Origin of the sequence: Pseudobacteroides cellulosolvens ATCC 35603 = DSM 2933, assembly GCF_001262605.1 — a bacterium.
Lineage (GTDB): Bacteria > Bacillota > Clostridia > Acetivibrionales > DSM-2933 > Pseudobacteroides > Pseudobacteroides cellulosolvens.
The window spans coordinates 4,296,070-4,318,667 of sequence record NZ_LGTC01000001.1 but is presented as its reverse complement, the minus strand read 5'-3'; the positions used below and the strand labels follow the sequence as shown (position 1 = coordinate 4,318,667).

Below are 22,598 nucleotides of genomic sequence, written 5' to 3'. Positions count from 1 at the left end.
CCAATTAGTTATTTAGAAAAACAGAATACAGCAGGGATAAAACATACATAGCCGCTTATTTGCGACTGAGAATTTACAGAGAGAAAACTGAGGGTATTTTTACTTATCTTATCTAAGGGGTAAACTAGAAAAGTGCTTAAAGTTTCGTTGCTATAAGCTGATACGGAACAAAATAAAGGGGGTTTATCTAAGTGAAGAAGAATAAAATATTTGCACTTGTTCTAATGATGATTATGTTGATTACCAGTATGTTTCCAGTTATAACATTTGCTGATTCATCGGTTAATGTAATCATTGGCACAGTTGAAGGAAGTGAAGGAGATTCAGTTACAATACCTGTAAGCTTTCAAGGTATTACCGCAGGTATTAATAATTGCGATTTTAGATTGTCATATGAAAGCAGTTTTTTGGAACTTGAAGAAATAACACCAGGAATTATAGTACCTAATGCAGTAGCAAACTTTTCTGCATATTCTGGTAGACCTGGAGTAATATCGTTTTTATTCAATGATTCAACACAAGGCTTGCTGCCAATAACCATTAATGGTCCTTTTGCTAATTTGAAGTTTAAAATCAAAGATAATGCAGTAAGTGGTAACTATGAAGTAAAATTGAATAGCTCAGGATCATTTTCAAACAGCAGGGGCGGTAGCATAAATGAGAAATTTTCATCAGGAAGTATAAAGGTGAACGGTAATGTGAAAGCAACTCCTACACCTACAGCTGATGTAAAAAAGGGTTTAAAAATTGCTGTAGAAAAGGTTGATGCTGTTGCAGGTCAGTCAGTAACAGTACCGATCAAATTTGAAAATGTACCAAGCGGCGGTATAAATAACTGCGATTTCAAGCTGCAATATGATAATAGCATTTTTAATATGGAAAGTGTTATACCTGGTTCAATAATAGCAAACTCTCCATCTAATTTTTATTCATACACAAGGAATGATGGAACAGTATATTTCCTCTTCTCTGATTCAACACAAGGTTCAAATCAGATAAAAAATGACGGTGTATTTGCTAGTGTTAAGCTTAAGGTAAAAGAAAGTGCAGCAGTTAAGGAATATAAACTTGTATCATCCAAGGTTGGTGCAATATCCGGCTTAAAGGAAGATAACTCATACAAAATGATGCCTATTGACGCATTTATAGATGGTGGCGTTATTGCTGTAACCAAATCAGGAGAGACTTCAAAGCCTACTCCTACTCCTACTCCAGTTGTTGCACCTGCAAAAGTGCAAGTTTCAATAGGATCTGCAACAGGGGAAGCAGGAAGTGAAATCTCTATCCCAGTGAGCTTTGAAGATGTTCCAAACAGTGGTATTAACAATTGTGACTTTAAAGTTTCATATGATAGCAATGTTTTGCAGATAAAGGGGATTGAAGCTGGCAAAATAGTTACTTCTCCATTAACTGACTTTGTTGCAAATTACAACAAGGCAGGTATTGTCCAATTCTTGTACAATGATAATACACAAGGTTCGAATTTAATCTCATCCAATGGTGTATTCGCCAATATTAAGGCAGTTATAAAAAACGATGCAAAAGCAGGTAGCTACGATATAAAAGTTACCAGCCTTGGAGCATTTTCTAGCAAAAACATGGTTAGTGTAAAGGTAGGAACTGGAAATGGAAAGGTAACTGTTACTTCAAAAGTTAACACACCTGTACCTACTCCAACACCAGCATCTATTGTAAAAACCATAGATGTAGCTATTAGTGATGTACATGGTGAACCAGGTAGTGTTGTTACTATCCCGGTAAAATTCAGTGATGTACCAAGCACTGGGGGAATAAACAATTGTGACTTCAGACTATCATATGATAGTAGCATAATGGATATAATCGAAATTAAAGCTGGTAGCATAGTGAAAAGTCCTATCACTGACTTTGTGGTTAATAAAAGTGAAGATACCATATCTTTCCTTTATAATGATATCACTCAAGGATCAAACTCTATAGTCGATGATGGCGTATTTGCAAATATAACCTTAAAAATTAAGGAAAATGCACCTGCGGGAAATTACTCATTTAAGTTTAAGAGAATTGGGTCGGTTTCCGGCAAGAATATGGTAAAAGTTAATGTGACAACAAAAGAAGGTGTGTTGACTGTTGATAAGGCAAAAACAACACCTACGCCGATTTCTTCTGAAATCGTAGCTACACCTACTAACACACCTACTGCTATTCCTACAAAAGAACCAAAGAAATTAAAAGTTGATATTGAAAATGTTGAAGTTGAAGGGCAGGAAGCTATAGTTCCTATAAAATTTACTAATGTACCTGAGCTGGGTATAAATAACTGTGACTTCACACTCTCCTTTGACGATAAAGCATTAAGCGTAGTAAGCGTTGAAGCTGGTGAAATTGTTCCTTTTTCAAATGTTAACTTCTCTGCTAAAGGTTCCAATGGAACAGTTAAATTCCTTTTCAATGATAATACTCAAGGACAGTTTCTAATAACTAAAGATGGAGTTTTTGCAAATATTAAATTTAAAGTGTTAAATCCTAGTGTTACAGGAAACTATCCGATATCATTAAATAGAGTTGGTGCATTCTCGTGTGCAGGAATGGTTCGTCTTGAGCCTGTGTTTACTGATGGAAAGATAATTGTAACAGCAATAAAGGAAACTGCAACACCAACTGCTACTCCAACATCTACACCAATGCCTACAATAACAGCGACAGTAACACCAACACCAACTGCTACTCCAACATCTACAGCAACAGCAACACCAACAGCTACACCAACAGCTACACCAACAGCTACACCAACAGCTACACCAACAGCAACTCCAGTAAAACAGGAGCATAAGCTGATTGTAGATATCACTTCTATAAAAGGCGTACCTGGAGATACTATGGATATACCAGTGTACTTTAGAGGTGTACCTGCAGAAGGAATAAATAATTGTGATTTCAAGTTGATGTTCCAGAAAGGTGCACTTGAGATAGTTAGTGTGAAAGCAGGCTCTATAGTTACTCTTCCTGTAGCTAACTTTACATCTAACATCAATGCTGAAGGCGGATATGTTTCATTACTGTTTAGTGATGCAACACAGGGGCAAATGCCTATTATCAATGATGGCGAATTTGCTGTAATTAAGGTTAAGATAAAGGATAGTGCCGCATCTGGAAATTATAAGTTTGCTTTAAGCCATGTAGGTTCATTCTCATCACTTAAAGACGATAAGATGTCCGCAATATTGCCATCATTCAACGAAGGAAAAATTACTGTTGAAGCGGTTGCTACTGCTACACCAGTTCCTACACCTATTGCTGAAGGCTTCAAAGTTGTTGTAGGCCGTTTAAATGGAACAGCAGGCAGCACAGTTACAGTTCCAGTCACATTCAAAGGACTTAAAGGAGATGGAATAAACAACTGTGATTTCAGACTTTCTTACGACACAAATGCTCTGGAAGTAGTTAGTGTTGATGCTGGACTGATAACAACTTTACCAATAGTTAATTTTACTGCATATACTGGAGTTAAAGGTGTTATATCATTCCTATTTAATGATGCTACTCAAGGATCAATGCCAATAAAAGAAAATGGGGTTTTTGCCAACATAACATTTAAGCTTAAATCTGATATTTCAAACGGTTCTGATATCATTAAGCTCAATAAAATGGGATCATTTACTGGCACTGATCGTAAAGCAATAGATACAACAATTTCTTTTGAATAATAACATTATTAATTATTCAAGGAAGCTGCCAGGTAGACTGGAAGCTTCCTTGTTTTATATCAAGGTAAAATTTGTTGACAATATGTATCTGGATTATTATAATATAATATATAAAAATTGATATAAATTGATTTTTATTAAGAATGGAAAATTAAATTTTGGCGGATGATGGTTGGGGGAGAGTAATTGTGTATTTTTTAGTACATACAATTCACCGAAGGAGTTATACTCTCAGGTATCGAGACTTCAACCGGACGGATCTCTGGAGAGACCAATAAATGGCGCCGAAGGGCAAATTCCATAGATGGAATAATCTCTCAGGCAAAAGGACAGAGCAAATTCACGTGCTTTAATTGTGTATTACTATTATGTTAATCACAGGAGTCGCTCTATTTGGGTTTGACTCCTTTTCCATTTTGTTCAATATTTTTTGGTAATTTGTTAATATAAACATATAAGGGGAGGGGTTTTATAATGTATAATATAAAAACACTTAACAGTATTTCTGAAAAAGGTTTGGAATTATTGTCTAAGGATGAATTTATGGTATCAAATGAAGCAGAGAATCCAGATGCAATATTGGTAAGAAGTGCTAATATGCTGGAAATGGAATTTGGATCCAATCTTAAGGCTATTGCAAGAGCAGGTGCAGGAGTAAACAATATTCCAATTGATAGATGCACTGAAAAAGGAATAGTTGTTTTCAACACTCCTGGAGCTAATGCAAATGGAGTAAAAGAGCTTGTAATAGCAGCACTATTCATGTCATCAAGAAGAATAAACCAAGGCATTAGCTGGGCTCAATCCTTAAAGGGAAAAGGAGATGAAGTGCCAAAGCTGGTGGAGAAAGGTAAGTCCCAATTCGAAGGCCCTGAAATAAAAGGTAAGAGGATTGGTGTTATCGGTCTCGGTGCAATAGGTGTTATGGTTGCAAACGATGCTGTCTCATTAGGAATGGAAGTTATAGGATATGATCCGTTTATATCTGTTAATGCTGCATGGGGACTTTCAAGCAGTGTTATTAGAGCAACAAGTCTTGATCAAATTATGTCAACATGTGATTATATAACTGTTCATGTTCCGCTTGGACCGGAAACAAAGGGAATGTTTAATAAAGAAAAGTTTGCAATTATGAAAAAGGGAGCAAGAATAATAAATTTATCAAGGGGTGGACTTGTTGTTAACAAGGATATGTTGGATGCTTTAGATGATGGTACGGTTGCATGTTATGTAACAGATTTTCCTGAACAAGACCTTTTAGGAAATGACAAAATAATTACTATACCGCATTTGGGTGCATCAACTCCTGAATCTGAGGAAAACTGTGCTGTTATGGCAGTAAATCAGGTTAAAGACTATCTTGAAAAAGGTGTAATAAAGAATTCTGTTAATTTTCCTAACTGTGATATGGCAGTAAAACCCGGATGTACAAGAATATTGACTGCTCATGAAAATGTTCCCAATATGGTAGGACAGGTAACATCAATACTTGCTGCAAACAAAGTAAACATAGCAGATATGCTTACACACCATAAAAACAATATTGGATACAACATGATAGATGTAGACGGAAAAGTAACTGAAGATATATATACAAGTATTAAAAACATAGCTGGTATAAAGATGGTAAGGATAATAGAAGAAAAGTCATTATACTAATCAATTTTATTACGATTAAAAAATAATTTTCGCTATAAATTTCATTCATGCCGTAATACAGCGATTATAAGTGATCTATAAATATCTACTTTCCTTAATATGCCAGAATTTTAAGGAAAGTAGGTATTTTCAAAATCAATTCTTGGTTTTGTTTTGGCTTGAAATATTATCATTAATCAAATATAATAATAATGATATGGACAGCATCACCAATTAACAAACAGGGAGAGAGCACATAAATGCCAATCATAATATTATCTGTTTTTAGTTTGTTCCTTGGATTAATAATTAATATTGTTGCATCGAGAATTCCCAAGGGTGAAGAAGATGTGAGTTGGGTTTGGCCTTTTTGCGGTGCGTGCAGCAGAAAGCTAACACTTCTTGAAATGCTGGTACCTGTTAATTTTTTTATTCACAAAGGAAAGTGCAAAAAGTGTTCTAGTAAAGTCTTTGTAAGACCATTTCAGATTACTTTGTTTACTCTTATTGTTAGCATATCCCTATATTTAAAATTTGGTTTAACTATACAATTTTTTGCATTTCTTTTATTGATGTCAATTTTAATTGCAGTATTTTTTATTGATATGGACTATTATATTATTCCCGATGATTTACTTCTCGCTGGTCTTGGCGGGGCACTAATTGTATTTTTCTATAATCTGTTTTATGAATTTCCGATTTTTATGGATAGAGCTTGGTGGAATCCTTTGGTCGGAGGTGCTTTGGTTTCCATTGTACTTTTTATTATAGGAATTATTGGCTTATTTATTTATAAGACTGATGCAATGGGGATGGGGGATGTAAAGCTGTTCGTGCCAATTGGGATTTTCCTTGGTTGGAGAATGGTAGTAGTTTCTTTTATACTATCTGCCATCATTGGTTCTCTAATATCAATAGTTTTTATGATATTTAAGGGTAAGAAACTGAAGGAAGCAATACCTTTTGGACCAGCAATAGTATTGGGAACCTTTACTACCATACTGTTTGGTATAGATATATTAAATTGGTATTTACAGTTTAATTCCTATTAATTTTTCTTCAAATTAATCCGATAATTTATAAGTTAATATATATATTTGTGTTTCTCTATATATAAATTAAGAGTAGAACTTTTACATTTGTATATTTATGGGAAATTAAGGTTAAGCAAAACCATAAGTGATTTTGTGTATGTCAAATGTGAGAGTTAGCTATGCCTTTTGAGATATATGAGAGTTTTACCATCCGCCCAATTAATGAGGAGGCTGATTCAATATGATTTCCAGAATTAAAAGTTGTGGATTGGTTGGTATAGACGGATATGTTGTTGAAATAGAGACGGACATATCTAATGGTATTCCTGCATTCGATATAGTTGGACTCGGTGATGCTGCTGTTCGTGAATCAAAGGAACGGGTTAGGACTTCAATTAAAAACTCTAAAATGGATTTTCCTGTAAGAAGAATTACTGTAAACTTGTCTCCAGCAAGTGTTCGGAAAGAAGGTTCTCATTTTGATTTGGGCATTGCTTTGGGAATCTTGTCGGCTACAGGGCAGATAAATACAAGTGAAATACATAATTATATGTTTATTGGGGAACTGTCATTAGACGGGCAAGTCAAGCCTGTAACGGGGGTTTTACCTATGGCTGTCCAGGCTAAAGACGAAGGTATAGAAAATATAATACTATCGATAGATAATGCTCAGGAGGCTGCGGTAGTAAAAGGGGTTAATGTACTTCCAGTAAAAAGTATTGTCGATGTGATTAACCACTTGAATAAAACTGCTAGAATTGAGCCTTACACAATAGATATTGACAGCCTTTTTTTAAATAATATTGAATATGAATTTGATTTTTCCGATGTTAAAGGGCAGGAAAATGTAAAAAGAGCTTTGGAAGTAGCAGCTTCAGGTGCCCACAACTGTATACTTATTGGTAGCCCAGGTTCCGGTAAGACAATGATTGCTAAAAGAATTCCGTCAATTCTCCCGTCTATGACGTTTGAAGAATCCCTCCAAGTTACTAAAATTCACAGTATAGCAGGAACACTTCCTCCAAAGACACCCCTGATGACAAAAAGACCGTTCAGATCTCCTCATCATACCATATCACACTACAGCCTGGTTGGAGGTGGAAAGATTCCAAAGCCTGGAGAAATCAGCCTGGCTCATTTTGGTGTTCTTTTTTTAGATGAGGTTCCTGAATTCAGCAAAGAGGCATTGGAGGTTATGAGACAGCCTTTGGAGGACGGGTATGTAAATATATCCAGATTAAGCGGGAGTATTTCATATCCGTCTAAAACAATGCTCATATGTGCAGGTAACCCTTGCCGCTGCGGTAATTTTTTAGATGACAGCAAGCAATGCAGTTGCTCCCCAAGGCAAATACAGCAATACTTAGGAAAGATTTCTGGTCCACTCTTGGATAGGATTGATATACACATAGAAGTAGCCGGAGTACAATATCAAGACCTTGACAATCCGGTGTGCGGTGAAAAATCCCATGTAATAAGGGAGCGTGTCAATAAAGCAAGAAAGAGACAACTTGAAAGGTATATAGGACTTGAAATATTTTCAAACTCACAGCTCACACCAGCCCTTATAAACAAGTTTTGCAAGCTTGATTATGAAGGTAAAGAACTTTTAAAAAATGCTTTTGAGCGATTAGGACTAAGTGCACGGGCTCATAACAGAATACTAAAGGTTGCACGAACAATTGCCGATATGGATGAAAGTGATGATATTAAAGTTCAGCATTTAGCTGAAGCTATACAATATAGAAGTCTTGACAGAAAATTTTGGGGAAGATAGTATATGAAGCCATGAATGATTAAACAGAAAGGGAGACAATTTATGAAAAGAAGACTCACTATTGGATTCTTTGTAAATGAAATAGATGGAGATTTTCAAACCCTTTTCTGGACATCGATAAGAAAGGCTGCCCAGAAGTTGGATGTCAACCTGATAGCCTTTGAAGGAAGGATTCTATTTAACACTGATAATATTAGTGTTGAACATAATATTGTATACAAACTTGCCGACGCTTCAAGGCTTGATGGCCTTATTATAGCTACAGGTACATTAATAAACAAGGTCTCCCATGACTATTTCATGGAATACATTAAAGCCTTTGAAGGTATACCGAAGGTTTCAATATATGAAAATATTCCCGGCGTTCCAAGTATATTAGTAGACAATAAAAAGGGCATGAAAAGCCTTGTTGATCATCTTGTAAACCACCATAAATATAGAAAAATCGGTTTCTTAAAAGGCCCTTTAAGCAACGATGAATCTAATGAAAGGTATAATGCTTATTTGGAAGTGCTGGAGGAGAATGGAATAGAGGTTGACGAGAAAATAATATTTAATGGAAACTTTCAATCTGAAACTGGTTGGGAAACAGCAGAATATTTAATAAAAAATAATATTAAAATTGATGCCCTTGTGTGTGCCAATGATGAAATGGCAGTGGGTGCTATAAAATATTTTAGGAGCATGAATCTGGATTATAAAGAAAATTTTGTAGTATGCGGTTTTGACAATGCCCACAATTCTGCAATAATAACCCCTTCACTGACCACTGTTATGCAGCCTTTGGATATGATATCTGAAAAAGCAATTGAGCTGCTTCTAGAAGAGATTAACGGTACTGAGGTATCTGAAGTTATAAAGCTTCCAACTTCAACGGTAATTAGAGAATCCTGTGGATGTGAAGCTGTAGTAAACAGATCGTCAACATTTTCTGACTACTACATTAGGGCAATATCAAACTTTAAAGTTCATGAAAACTTGCAAACCTACAGCTTGGATACTCTTTTTGATCTACTGACTACAGCATTGAAAAAATTATACATCAAAAGCTGTTTTATAATTAGATATCAGGAAGGGCCCGTAACTGTTAAAAGTGATATACCTGATTTTTCAGAACTTATGTATGCATATTATAATAATGAAAGAAGTGATTATGAGGATATTCCGTTTAAAACTAGAATGCTTGTTCCTGATGTATTTATACCTTATGACAGGCAGTTTACATATCTTGTTAAACCACTTTTTTTTAATAATGAGCATTATGGTTTTGTGTGTTTTGAGGTTGACAACGATGATGTAATTAATTTTGAGCTTCTAAGGGGACAAATAAGCAATACACTAAAAGGTGCCCTCATGCTTTTGGAAAAGGAGCGTATGAGTGAACAACTCAGGGAACAGGAGAGAATGTCCACATTAGGCCAACTTTTAATCAGTATAGCTAATAATATAAAATCCTATATAATGGCAATTGCGGGCTCAACAGTAGCTTTGAATTCTCTTATTGATGAATACACAAAGTCAATTACAGATAAATCTGTCACTATAGATGACCATCATGAAATTGCAGAGGAAATGAGCTCTTGGATAGAAAGAATTGATGGTAATTTACGTTATATGACCAGTGTATTAGATCAGATCAACGACCAATATTCGAAGTTTACAACAAGGAATATGGATGGTTTTAGTGTTAATGATCTGATAGACAGCATTAAAAACCATATAAGGAAATTCGAAATCTTAAATATGCAAAAGATTAACATAAAAGTGGAAACAGATCCTCAATTGAGAATATCAGGTGAAATTATAAACTTGCTGCAGGTTATTGATAATATATTGGTAAATGCTGCATATGCCAATATTGAGAATAATGCTGATACCATTGATATAAGAATTGAGCATATGAAGGGTTGCATACTTATATCTTTAAAGGATTATGGGGTTGGAATACCTAAAGCAATAAAATCATCTATCTTTAAAAAGATGGTTACTACAAGAGGTAAAAACGCTACTGGTATTGGACTTATGCTTTCGTATTCAACTATAAAAGGCAGGTTTGGCGGAGACCTGTATTTCAATTCAGAAACTGGGCTTGGAACAACATTTTATATAAAGCTGTTTTTATAAGCTTGGTTTTTCGTACGAGTTTAAGGAATCTGTATATTCTAAGGAGTGACAAGGTTGAATAATTCTAGCATAATAAAAGTACTGATCCATAGCGATGATAGAACATTTTCAATGGAACACAGGCACAAACTTAAAGCATATGATATGGATGTACACTTTTTTAATGACAAACTAAATATGTTGGAACTGATAAGATCCGAAGAGATGGATATATTGGTTGTTAACTTAAATAATTCAGGTCATTTGGATCTATCGATTGTTAAAGCTATAAGGGATGTATGTTCTGAAATAGAGATAATACTTTTAGCTGATACTAATGATAATATCCCTTCAGTGGATATAATGATAGAATATAATATAAACGGATTCCATATAAAAACAAATTCGCAAGACAATTTATTACACCAGATCCTTAGTGCAAGGAAAATTTGTTTACAAAAAAAAACAAGGCCATAATTTGCTGGCGGAGAATAAAGTTCTGAGTATGAAGCTAAAACAAATCCATGAGACAATGATTGATAACGAAAGATTGTATTTTATGGGAAGAATTTTAGGCAGTATTACCCACAATATGAAAACTCCTCTTATGTGTATAGGCACTTCAATACAAAGTCTGAAAGAGCTTATAAATGAATATTCCAATTCTATTGGAGATTCGTTGGTCACGAATGACGATCACCATGATATTGCAAAGGATATGGAAGTTGCGGCAGATAACATATACCAATATCTTGTTTATCTTAAGGATCTAGCACTAACCCTTAAGGATCAAACTGTTTCAAGATCAATATCACAATATAATTCTTTTACTATCGATGATTTGTTAAAGAGACTTAATATAATTCTCAATGATCAATTAAAAGTTTATAGATGCACGATGAATTCTCAACATAATATAGATGGTAATACAATAATAAAAGGCAAGCTTATAAGCTTGATTCAAGTCATATGCAACCTTGTAATAAATTCTGCAGAAGCCTATGAAAATGGTGGTACAATTGATTTTAAGATAGATGAACAAAATGGTAAGGTACAATTTATAATTACAGATTGTGCAGGAGGAATTCCAAAGGATATTAAGGAAAAACTCTTTAAAGAGTTAGTTACCAATAAGGGAAAAGATGGTACGGGCATTGGCGTTTACAGCTCATACCAGATTATAAAAAAGGATTTTATGGGAGATATTGAGGTAGTATCAGAGGAGGGTATAGGAACCACCTTTATAATTTCCATTCCAAATTCATGATTAGGTACTGTATAATTAATAGTTATTAATTTAATGTAGTTGAAAATCTGGGCTATTTATTCTATAATTTCTGTTGTGACAATCGCTTGCGATTTTGTCAACCGAAATAAGCAAAATCATAGAATATAGAGGCCTTTTTTTATGGGAAAAGAATTTTTAGAAGAGGATTTATATAAACCTATACATGATTTTTTTGTTCAGGAAGGTTATGAAGTAAGGAGTGAGGTCAACTTCTGCGATATTTGTGCTACCAAGGAAAACCAGCTGACCATTATTGAACTGAAAAGGAACCTAAGTGTTGATTTGCTTGCACAAGCCGTTAAAAGACAGAAAATAGGGGATTTTGTTTATATTGCTGTTCCAAAGCCAAAAAGGCTTATTGGAACAGCAAAATGGAGAGATATATGCTATCTCTTAAAAAGGCTTGAGTTAGGACTGATTCTTGTTTCATTAAACGGCAAAAATTTAATTGAGATACCCATTTCCCCAAAGCCTTTCGACTTTCAAGCGAGCAGACAAAAAAGCAAAAATAAAAAAATGAAACTTGTTGAAGAGCTTAAAGGCAGGACTATGGAGCTTAACGTTGGCGGCAGTAGAGGAAGAAAGCTCGTTACCGCTTATAGAGAGAACTCACTTCATATAGCTTGCTGTCTAAATATGTTCGGCCCAATGTCAGCTAAAAAAATTACCCAATACGGGACAGACTCCAATAAAACTTGGAGTATTCTAAATAAAAACTATTACGGTTGGTTCTATAAACAAGAAAAAAGTGTTTATGGCTTAAGTGATGCGGGTAAAAGAGCACTGGATGAATTTCCGGAATTAGCACAATATTACAAGAGTAAGATAACTTCCTCTTTGGATTAAAATAACTATAATATAAATATTTTCTGTATTTTTGAAATGGACTTAATCTTTATCCATATTTTTACGATATATATGTGTAAACAAGTTAAGGAATGACTAAAATATTACTTCGAATTTTGAGCGGGTGTTGGCGAGTTAAGTCAACACATGAGCGAAATTTATAGTGGAAGTTATATTTTAGTTATTACTAATTCGCAATAGACAAATGTAAGGATTAATAATCTTTTATAGTTACAAAGTTATTGTTATTTGTGTTTTGTATGGTATAATAGCCTAGTGATTGCATACTTCATAAAACGAGGTAAAAGTATGGAAGAACAATTGATATATTGGGTTTGGTTAAATTCAATACCAGGTTTTGGTCCTGTAAAATGCAGTAAGCTTATAAATTTTTTTGAGCATCCAAAGAATATATGGCATGCTTCAGAGGCAGAATTAAATAAAGCAACTTTTCTGAATCGCCAAGCGATAAAATCCTTAATGGATGGAAAGTTCAGGGAAGATGCTTATAAGCATTTAAAAGTAGCAAAAGATCAAAAAATAGATATAATTACTATTAGGGATGAAAAATATCCCTATTATTTAAAAAATATATATGATCCTCCTATAATTTTATATGTAAGAGGGAATATACTAAAAAATGAAAAATGTATTGCAGTAGTTGGTGCAAGAAGAGCAACATATTATGGAATAAAAATGGCTGAATCCCTATCATATACATTAGCAGGAGTTGGCCTGACAGTAGTTAGCGGTATGGCAAGGGGAATAGACACCAATGCACATAAGGGAGCAAAAGAAACAGGAAGAACAATAGGAGTTTTAGGCTGCGGTGCTGATATAGCTTATCCTCCGGAGAACAGAGGACTTATTTCGGAAGTAACTCAAAAAGGTGCAGTTATATCAGAGTATCCTCCAGGTACTCCGCCGGTTCCTTCCAACTTTCCTGCCAGGAATAGAATTATAAGCGGAATGTCTATTGGTGTGGTGGTTATAGAAGCAGGAGAAAGAAGCGGATCATTAATAACTGCCGAGTTTGCATTAGAGCAAGGAAGAGAGGTATTTGCAGTCCCTGGAAATATTAGTAGTATGAATAGTAAAGGCACTAATAAGTTGATCAAGGATGGAGCAAAAATCGTAACAAGCGTTGAAGATATATTGGAGGAATTGATTAATTATGGTATAACTGATAGTGGTGATACTAAACATAGTTATAGGACTTATGATGAAGCCTTGTTCAAAGGGCTAAACAGCGAAGAGAGAAAACTGGTTGAATGTCTAAAGCTTGAGCCATTACACATCGATGAGCTTACAAAGAAGAGTGGGTTTAGCATAAAGGTTGTAGGTTCTTTGCTTGTAATGCTTGAACTAAAAGGGGTAGTGGAGCAAATACCCGGTAAGATTTTTAGGATTAAAGATTAAAAAGCAGATTACGGAGGATTATGATGGCTGGTAATTTGGTAATTGTTGAGTCGCCTGCAAAAGCTAAAACTATAGGAAAGTTTTTGGGAAAAGGGTATAAGATAACAGCTTCCATGGGTCATGTAAGGGATTTGCCCAAGAGCCAAATGGGGGTTGATATCGATAACAATTTTGAACCCAAGTATATTACTATTAGGGGAAAAGGTGATCTGATAGCAAAATTAAAGAAAGAGGCTAAAAACGCTGAAAAGATATACCTTGCAACTGACCCTGACCGTGAGGGTGAGGCTATATCATGGCATTTAGCTAATATATTAAATATAAATGAAGATGATAGGTGCAGAATAACATTTAATGAAATTACAAAAAATGCTGTTAAAAATGCGATAAAGGCACCAAGAAAAATTGATTTAAATCTGGTTGATGCACAACAGGCTAGAAGAGTTTTGGACAGAATAGTCGGTTATAAAATCAGTCCTCTGCTATGGAAAAAAGTCAAGAAAGGCTTAAGTGCCGGCAGGGTTCAATCAGTTGCCACAAGGCTTATAAGTGACAGGGAAGAAGAAATAGAGAATTTTGTTCCGGAAGAATATTGGACTATTGATGCAAAACTCAGCCAGCTTAAAGGGAAGACACCATTTAATGCAAAATTTCATGGAAATACCGAAGGAAAGATTGAATTAAGTGATGAAGCCAAGGTTAATGAGATAATAAAGGCAATTGACGGCAAAAAGTATGTTGTAACAAAGGTAAAGAAAAGTGAAAAGAAACGGACACCTGCACCTCCTTTTATAACCAGTACAATGCAGCAGGAAGCAGCAAGAAAACTGGGCTTTACAACCAAGAAGACAATGATGGTTGCCCAGCAGCTTTATGAGGGAGTAGAGGTTAAAGGACATGGTGCAATGGGTCTTGTAACATATATAAGAACTGATTCTACCAGAGTATCGACAGAAGCTCAGGGTGAAACAAGAGAGTATATAAAGGAAAAGTATGGAGAAAATTTTGTGCCTCAGGAAGCAAGGGTTTATAAAAATAAGTCTGCTTCACAGGATGCACATGAATCCATAAGGCCGACTTATATAAGCTTAAATCCCGACGAAATCAAGGATTCATTGTCAAATGAGCAATATAAACTGTATAAGCTGATTTGGGAAAGGTTTGTTGCAAGCCAGATGTCATCAGCAGTATACGATACGCTTAGTGTGGATATTAATGTTGGAAAATATATTTTTAAATCAGCTGGTTCTAAAGTAAAATTTTCCGGTTTTATGTCTGTATATATTGAAGGCAGAGATGACGATGGAGAAAGTGCTGAAACCAATATTCCAGCTTTGGAAGAAGGAGAAGAGCTTGATCTCAAAAAACTTGATCCAAAGCAGCACTTTACTCAACCGCCGCCAAGATACACAGAAGCTTCACTGGTAAAAACATTGGAGGAAAAGGGTATAGGAAGGCCAAGTACTTATGCACCTACCATTACAACCATACTTGCCAGGGGATATGTAGAAAAGGATAAAAAGCTTCTGTTCCCGACTGAGCTGGGTAAGATTGTTACTGATATTATGAAGAATAACTTTAAGGATATAGTTGATATCCAATTTACTGCTCAAATGGAAAATAAGCTTGATGCAGTGGAGGTTGGAGGTAAAAGATGGGTAGAAATCATGAAGGATTTTTACAAGGATTTTGCTGTTGTGTTGACTGAAGCAGAAGAAAGTATCGGTCAGGTTGAAATACCTGTTGAGGTTTCGGATGTTATATGCGAAAAATGCGGTAAAAATATGGTCGTTAAGATGGGTAGATTCGGTAAGTTTCTGGCTTGTCCCGGTTTTCCTGAGTGTTGGAACTCAAAGCCTATTGTGGAAGAGGCAGGAGTTAACTGCCCTAAATGTGGAGGCAAGGTTGTAATAAGGAAGACCAAAAAAGGAAGAAAATATTTTAGCTGTGAGAATAGAACTGAATGTGGGTTTATGACTTGGGATAAGCCTACTGATGAAAAATGTCCGAAATGCGATAGCTTTTTGGTTTCCCATGCATCAGGAAAAAAAGAGACCATAAAGTGCAGCAAAGAAGGTTGTGATTATGTAAAACCAAAGGAATAGTCAGGAAATATTTAATGAATAACTAACTAATGACTAAAAAGGAAATGTGACATAGATGGTTGATTATATAAATGTTATTGGTGCCGGGCTTGCGGGTAGTGAAGCAGCATGGCAAATTGCCAAAAGAGGAATAAAAGTAAAGTTGTATGAAATGAAACCCCATAAACTTTCACCAGCTCATCATTTGGAAACTTTTGCGGAGCTTGTTTGCAGCAATTCTCTGCGTTCGGCACAACTTGAAAATGCGGTAGGCCTTTTAAAAGAGGAAATGAGAATATTCGATTCTATTATATTGAAGTGTGCAGATGCCACTTCTGTACCTGCAGGAGGAGCGTTGGCAGTTGATAGAACCGGGTTTTCAGAAATGGTTACCGAACTTTTAAAGAAAGCAGAAAATATTGAAATTATAAGTGAGGAAATAAAGAGTTTACCGGAAGATGGAATCACTATAATAGCAACAGGTCCTCTGACATCAGATGATTTCTCCGGATATCTGGGAAACTTGATCGGAAAAGAATATCTTTACTTTTTTGATGCGGCTGCTCCTATAGTTGAATATAATTCAATTGATATGAGCAAAGCCTTTAGGGCTGCCAGATATGGCAGAGGAACAGATGACTATATTAATTGTCCTATGAATAGGGAGCAATATGAGTACTTTTTAAACGAACTCATTAACGCACAAACTGCTGATATAAAGGACTTTGAAAAGAATGCGGTATTTGAAGGCTGTATGCCGGTAGAGAGTATGGCTCAAAGAGGGAAGGACACATTAAGATTTGGTCCGTTAAAGCCTGTAGGGCTTGTTGATCCCAATACCGGTAAAGAACCTTATGCAGTGGTTCAGTTAAGACAGGATAATGCAGAAGGAACGCTGTATAACATAGTAGGATTTCAGACGAGGCTTAAATGGCCTGAGCAAAAGAGGGTTTTCGGACTTATACCTGGTCTGGAAAATGCAGAGTTTGTAAGGTATGGAGTTATGCACCGAAATACATTTATTAACTCGCCGGGCAAGTTGGATGGAGCTTACAGGCTTATGGAAAAGCCAAATCTGTTTTTTGCAGGCCAGATGACCGGGGTAGAAGGGTATGTTGAATCAGCTTCATCAGGAATGGTAGCAGGTATTAACGCTGCATTAAGATATATTGGTAAGGATGTGGTGCTTTTTCCGAAAGTTACTGCTTTAGGATCACTAAGCAGCTATATTTCCAACCCTGCAGTAAAGGATTTTCAGCCAATGAATGTAAATTTCGGATTGATGGATGGATTGGATATAAGAATCAGGGACAAAAGAAAGAAGAACTTTGAAATATCCCAGAGGGCTTTAGGTAAAGTGATGGAAATAAAAAATGAAATCGAAGAGTTGTTTTCCTAAGACCTGACAATTGACTAAGGAATGCCTAATTGATTTTTGTTAATATATCGAATTATAAAAAATATTATATAAGCTGCCTGTTATCTATGGAGGATATAAGGCAGTTATTTATTTTTGTAATATTCCTTATATAACGGCATATATTTTTCCATGTGCATTTTTTGTTGAATTTCATAGAAAAATATGATATTATGTAATTGTATGACCGATACATTGTCTTCTTAGTGCTTTAACACATCAATAATAGACTTTTTATTTAGAGAAATCAAAAGTTTTGTCGAATTAAATTATCAGTAAGAGTACTTCAAAAAATATATTATTCAAATATTTTATGCTTAATATCATTAATTAAATAATTTTTGTATATGTGTGCGTATGTTCTATCATTTTGTAAATTCCACCGGAAGGGGGATAACCAATGGTTGGAGGGTTATTTAATAATACTAGGATATTGGAAAAGGCAATAGATGGCACAGTGATGAGGAATGAAGCAATTACACAAAATATAGCCAATATAGATACGCCAAATTATAAAAGAAAGACAGTAGCATTTGAAAAGGTTCTCAGCGATGCTTTGGATAGCAGCAACTTCAGAGGCTTCCGTACCGATAAAAAGCATATTCCCATTGGAGGAACAGAACTAAATAATGCTAATATTACCATTACAGAGGATAATACTACTTTGGAAATGAGACTTGATGGTAATAATGTGGATATCGATGCAGAGATGGCTTTGATGGCTAAGAATAATATTATTTATAATGCGTTAGTTCAAAAGCTATCTGGGCAATTTAGAACTCTTAAATCAGTAATTAGTGAAGGGAGAAAATAATAAATGGGATACTTCAGTTCTCTTGATATAAGCTCTACAGGGCTTACTGCCCAGCGTTTAAGAATGGATATAATATCCCAGAATATTGCTAATGCTGAAACAACCAGAAATGAAAATGGGCAGCCCTATAGGAGAAAACTGGTGGTTTTTGAAGAAAAATCTACTAAAGCTCCGTTTTCAGAATATTTAAATACTGGCAGTAAAGATAAAATTGCTGGAAATGGTGTTAGGGTAAGCAATATTGTTGAGGACCCGTCTCCTTTGAAAAAGATTTACAATCCAGGGCATCCGGATGCGGATAAAGATGGGTATGTCAGTATGCCCAATGTTGACGTCCTGACCGAAATGATAAACATGATTTCGGCTACCAGATCTTATGAAGCTAATGTTACGGCAATCAATACCACAAAAAGTATGGCTATGAAAGCCCTTGACATAGGTAGATAAACAAGTGCCTAATGTATGGGATTATACATATTTAATCATATCTTAGCAAGCCAATAATTACTTTTAACTTTATTAAATATCTGGAGGAAGCTATGGCTGTTAATTCTGTAAACGGTTTTAATGCAATATCTCCCATTGTTTTTGATAGAAATGTCCCTAATACTGAAAATAAGGGACTAAACTTTGCTGAAATTTTTAATAATGCCATCAACTCTGTAAATGACTTACAGATTCAATCTAAAGAACTTACCGAAAATTTAGCTGTGGGCAGAACTGATAATATCCATGAGGTCTTAATTGCCGGAGAGAAGGCAGAAGTGGCACTGCAGCTGACTATGCAAATCAGAAACAAGATTCTTGATGCGTACAGCGAAATAATGAGAATGCAAATTTAGAAAACCAATAAGTGGTGATACTTATTTAATAACATTTTTTCATATAGCAATGCCTGAACGGAGATAAATGGGGAAAAGTATTGGAATTTAAAGTATTCTAGGATTGGAAATTTTTCACGGAAGAGAAAGCTCTGTAAAAGGTGGTGTAATTATGCCTGAATTTATTTCGAGGCTACAGCAAAAAGCTGCTGATTTATGGAAGGCTCTCGATAAATCTCAAAGAAAACGTATTTATATTATTTCTGCTATTTTGCTGGCTGTTCTGACAACCAGCATAGTTTTGGCGACCAGATCAAGCTATGTGCCTCTTATTAAAAGTTCCAATCAAAAAGATATCAGTGAGATGACTAAAATTCTCCAGGATCAAAATATCAAGTTTAAACTGGATCAGAATTCCGGTACTATTCTTATTGACTCAAAAGACAATAATAAAGCACAGGTAGCATTAATACAGGGCGGCTATCCTAAAAGCGGCATGACCTTTGAGGATGCTTTCAGTTCAATTAAAATTAACACAACTGAAAGTGATAAACAAAAGCTTTGGCAGCATTATGATGAGTCAACCCTAAGCACAAAACTAAAAATGCTGGCTGATAATATTGAGGATGCAAGCGTCACAATATCCAAACCTGAAGAAACTCCCTTTGTGATTGATGAGAAGGATAATGAAAAGCCTTCTGCAAATGTAATCATTAAACCAAAGAGTGAGCTTACTGAAAAACAGGTTCAGGGTATTGTTATGATGGTTGCATCTAGTGTTGTTGGGCTTGAACCAAAGGATGTTACTGTTCTTGATAACAATCTAAATATTTTGAATAATCAATCAATAGACAGCACAATAAATGAAGCGAATAACCAATATGACATGAAGCAAAGAATGAAAAGAGCACTTGAGAACAGTGTATATAATCTGTACAACAAGGTGCCCCTTGACAGCTTTGAAAGCATAAGGGCTGTAGTAAACCCAGTGCTTGATTTTGACAAAATGACAAGAAAGATTAGTGATATATCCAACGGAACGGGTTTGGACGGCCCAGCCATAATCAGCTCGGAGGAGACAAAGGAAAAGCTTGTTAACGGCAACGCATCGGGAGTTCCCGGAACCGACTCTAACCCAGGAGACACCACTACATACCCTATAAATTCAGATGGCAATTCTTCATATGACAAGTCATCCGAGAAGATTAATAATGAATACAAAAGAACGGTGACCGATGAGGAAAAAGCATTAGGAGCAATGAATATGGAGAAATCCACCATGACCGTTGCACTATACTATGGAAGACGGGTTAAGGATGATAAGAATATTACAACGGCTTTCATTGATTCTATTAAAAGTGATGTGAGCAGGGCTACCGGAATACCCGTGGCCAATATATCGGTCAACAAATATAAAATGGCACCTGAAGCTATAGAAACCAAGTCGCTGGCTGATACCATAAAAGAGCTTGTTAATGCATATGGATTCTTTGCACTACTTCTGCTTCTTACTTTAGGGCTTATGATAGCACTTATACCAAGGAAGAAAAAAGGAGAAAAGCAAGAACCGGCTCCAGTAGCCGAGCCTGCTTTAGCTGCAGCAGGTGTAGGTGGATTTGATGTAACAGTTGGTGATGAATTTGAAGAAGAAATTCAGGAAATTGATATGGAAGAAAAATCTGAGGTTAAGAAGCAGATTGAGAAGTTTGTCAAGCAAAAACCTGATTCGGTTGCACAGTTATTAAGGACTTGGCTTTCAGATGATTGGGAGTAGGCTAAGAAATAACCATATAGATAAGATCCATATTCGGGTATTATAAAACTTGCTGGGGGGAATTAGAAGGTGAGTCGTAATAGTGGTATTAAAGGTGATTATAACGGAAAGACTAAGGCAGCAATGCTTTTAATATCTCTTGGGCCTGAGAAGTCTGCCGAAATTTTCAAACACTTAAAAGAAGAAGAGATTGAACAGCTTACACTTGAAATTGCAAATATCAGGACAGTTACACCCGAGGACAAGGAACGAGTGCTGGAGGAATTTTACCAAATATGCCTTGCACAAGAATATATAGCAGAAGGCGGTATTAATTATGCAAAGGAAATTCTTGAAAAGGCATTGGGTACGCAAAAAGCTTTGGAGGTAATTAACAAGCTTACCGTATCGCTGCAGGTAAGACCCTTTGATTTTGTCAGAAAAGCTGATCCGTCTCAGCTTCTGAACTTTATACAGAATGAGCATCCTCAGACAATAGCATTAATACTTGCGTATTTAAAGCCTCAACAATCATCAATAGTCCTATCTGCCTTACCTCAAGATAAGCAGGCAGATGTTGCAAGGAGAATAGCAACCATGGACAGGACTTCGCCAGAAGTTATAAAAGAGGTTGAAAGGGTGCTGGAGAAGAAGCTTTCTTCATTGGTAACGGAGGATTTTACTGCAGCAGGTGGTGTTCAGTCTATTGTTGATATACTTAATAATGTTGATAGAGGAACAGAAAAATACATTATGGAAACCTTGGAAATTGAGGATACTGATCTGGCAGAAGAAATTAAGAAGAGAATGTTCGTATTTGAAGATGTATTGACTCTTGATAATAGATCAATACAAAGGTTCTTGAGAGAAGTGGACAATAGTCAGCTTGCAATTGCGTTAAAGGGTTCTACAGAAGAGGTTCAGAAGCTCATATTTGGAAATATGTCAAAGCGTCTGGCCGAGATGATAAAAGAGGATATAGATTTTATGGGACCTGTAAGGCTTAAAGATGTTGAAGAAGCACAGCAAAAGATTGTTAATGTAATAAGAAAACTTGAAGATGCAGGTGAAATTGTTATTTCCAGGGGCGGAGGAGATGAAATAATTGTATAACAAGGTATATAAAAACTATCAGATAAATCTGGGGTTGCCTTTTCAAGTTAGTCAGTCTTTGAACTTCCAAACCATCAAGCGCGTTGATGATGATGTAAAAGAAGATGATGAGAAGGAGTTTTATATAGAACCACAGGAAGATACAGAAACAAGGGAACAAATCTTGGAGGCCGCCAGGGAAGAAGCTAAAATGATAATTAAAGAAGCAAATTATGAGGCTGAAAGAATAGTAAATGAAATTCAGAATGAGGCTTTAGAGAATGCGAATGCCATATTGGAAGAGGCCAGGCAAAGGGGCTTTGAGGAAGGCTATAACGAGGTGAAGAAGCAATATGAGGACTTGCTTGAAGAGGCAGAATTTATTAAGGAACATGCAAGGGTTGAATATAAGGACGTTTTGGAAAGTATTGAGTCTGATGCTGTAAATATTGTTTTGGATATAGCCAGGAAGGTTTTGGGAATGGAGATCAATACAAATAAAGAAGTTGTTCTTGGCTTGGTGAAACAAGCATTGGAGAAATGCTCCAGTAAAGAAAATGTTGTTTTGAAAGTATCTAATGAGGATTTTGATTATGTATGTGCCAATAAGGACATTATTTTGGGAATGGTTGAAGGCATAGGAGAACTGGACATAAAAAAAGACTCGTCGTTAAGGGCTGGAGGGTGTATTGTTGAAACTGCATATGGTACTATCGATGCAGGGATGCAAACAAAGTTCAAAAAAATTGAGAGTGCATTTAGAGATGTGATATTTACTAAGGCATGAGCGAAATTTTTTGTAAAAAGTTGATCATGACTAAAATAG

The 22,598-nt window shown here is 35.6% G+C and carries 17 protein-coding genes and 2 riboswitches; all 17 genes read left to right on the top strand.

Annotation, left to right across the window (positions count from 1 at the left end):
• Nucleotides 1-191 precede the first annotated feature (191 nt).
• The 17 genes from Bccel_RS17655 to Bccel_RS17575 all read left to right on the top strand — a co-directional run bounded on the left by Bccel_RS17655 (nt 192) and on the right by Bccel_RS17575 (nt 22,559).
• Nucleotides 192-3,686 (top strand): cohesin domain-containing protein, encoded by a 3,495-nt coding sequence (locus Bccel_RS17655; RefSeq protein WP_050753599.1) that lies wholly within the window; start codon nt 192-194, stop codon nt 3,684-3,686.
• Nucleotides 3,687-3,851: 165 nt separating this feature from the next.
• A riboswitch (glycine riboswitch) is annotated at nt 3,852-3,943 on the top strand.
• A 3-nt stretch (nt 3,944-3,946) separates the two neighbouring features.
• A riboswitch (glycine riboswitch) is annotated at nt 3,947-4,021 on the top strand.
• 139 nt (nt 4,022-4,160) lie between these two features.
• Nucleotides 4,161-5,345, top strand: coding sequence for a 3-phosphoglycerate dehydrogenase family protein (locus Bccel_RS17650; RefSeq protein ID WP_036938720.1), 1,185 nt, complete (start codon nt 4,161-4,163; stop codon nt 5,343-5,345).
• Between the two features lie 239 nt (nt 5,346-5,584).
• The gene (locus tag Bccel_RS17645; RefSeq protein WP_036938717.1) at nt 5,585-6,376 is read left to right on the top strand and encodes a prepilin peptidase; all 792 of its coding nucleotides are present in this window, start codon (nt 5,585-5,587) and stop codon (nt 6,374-6,376) included.
• Between the two features lie 223 nt (nt 6,377-6,599).
• Nucleotides 6,600-8,135 (top strand): YifB family Mg chelatase-like AAA ATPase, encoded by a 1,536-nt coding sequence (locus Bccel_RS17640; RefSeq protein WP_036938715.1) that lies wholly within the window; start codon nt 6,600-6,602, stop codon nt 8,133-8,135.
• Between the two features lie 42 nt (nt 8,136-8,177).
• A complete protein-coding gene (locus tag Bccel_RS17635) occupies nt 8,178-10,259 on the top strand; it encodes a substrate-binding domain-containing protein (protein ID WP_036938713.1) in 2,082 nt (693 codons plus the stop codon).
• Between the two features lie 54 nt (nt 10,260-10,313).
• A complete protein-coding gene (locus tag Bccel_RS17630) occupies nt 10,314-10,715 on the top strand; it encodes a response regulator (protein WP_036938711.1) in 402 nt (133 codons plus the stop codon).
• A gap of 28 nt (nt 10,716-10,743) precedes the next feature.
• Entirely contained in the window at nt 10,744-11,505 is a 762-nt protein-coding gene (locus Bccel_RS17625) for a sensor histidine kinase (protein ID WP_050753598.1), read from the top strand.
• A 141-nt stretch (nt 11,506-11,646) separates the two neighbouring features.
• Nucleotides 11,647-12,372, top strand: coding sequence for a DUF2161 family putative PD-(D/E)XK-type phosphodiesterase (locus tag Bccel_RS17620; RefSeq protein ID WP_036938709.1), 726 nt, complete (start codon nt 11,647-11,649; stop codon nt 12,370-12,372).
• Nucleotides 12,373-12,681: 309 nt separating this feature from the next.
• A complete protein-coding gene (dprA, locus tag Bccel_RS17615) occupies nt 12,682-13,791 on the top strand; it encodes a DNA-processing protein DprA (RefSeq protein WP_036938708.1) in 1,110 nt (369 codons plus the stop codon).
• A 23-nt stretch (nt 13,792-13,814) separates the two neighbouring features.
• A complete protein-coding gene (gene topA, locus Bccel_RS17610) occupies nt 13,815-15,896 on the top strand; it encodes a type I DNA topoisomerase (protein ID WP_036938706.1) in 2,082 nt (693 codons plus the stop codon).
• Between the two features lie 55 nt (nt 15,897-15,951).
• Nucleotides 15,952-17,274: a methylenetetrahydrofolate--tRNA-(uracil(54)-C(5))-methyltransferase (FADH(2)-oxidizing) TrmFO gene (gene trmFO, locus Bccel_RS17605; protein WP_036938704.1), complete on the top strand. Its 1,323-nt coding sequence runs from the start codon at nt 15,952-15,954 to the stop codon at nt 17,272-17,274.
• 418 nt (nt 17,275-17,692) lie between these two features.
• Complete coding sequence (gene flgB / locus Bccel_RS17600; protein WP_036938702.1) at nt 17,693-18,106, top strand: flagellar basal body rod protein FlgB; 414 nt, start codon at nt 17,693-17,695, stop codon at nt 18,104-18,106.
• A gap of 3 nt (nt 18,107-18,109) precedes the next feature.
• Entirely contained in the window at nt 18,110-18,553 is a 444-nt protein-coding gene (gene flgC, locus Bccel_RS17595; RefSeq protein ID WP_036938700.1) for a flagellar basal body rod protein FlgC, read from the top strand.
• A 92-nt stretch (nt 18,554-18,645) separates the two neighbouring features.
• Nucleotides 18,646-18,948, top strand: a complete 303-nt coding sequence (fliE, locus tag Bccel_RS17590; RefSeq protein ID WP_036938699.1) for a flagellar hook-basal body complex protein FliE — start codon at nt 18,646-18,648, stop codon at nt 18,946-18,948.
• 151 nt (nt 18,949-19,099) lie between these two features.
• Nucleotides 19,100-20,701, top strand: coding sequence for a flagellar basal-body MS-ring/collar protein FliF (gene fliF, locus Bccel_RS17585; RefSeq protein ID WP_036938697.1), 1,602 nt, complete (start codon nt 19,100-19,102; stop codon nt 20,699-20,701).
• Between the two features lie 69 nt (nt 20,702-20,770).
• Nucleotides 20,771-21,793, top strand: coding sequence for a flagellar motor switch protein FliG (gene fliG, locus Bccel_RS17580; RefSeq protein ID WP_036938695.1), 1,023 nt, complete (start codon nt 20,771-20,773; stop codon nt 21,791-21,793).
• Complete coding sequence (locus Bccel_RS17575) at nt 21,786-22,559, top strand: FliH/SctL family protein (protein WP_036938693.1); 774 nt, start codon at nt 21,786-21,788, stop codon at nt 22,557-22,559. The genes fliG and Bccel_RS17575 overlap by 8 nt, the downstream gene beginning before the upstream one ends.
• Nucleotides 22,560-22,598: the final 39 nt, after the last annotated feature.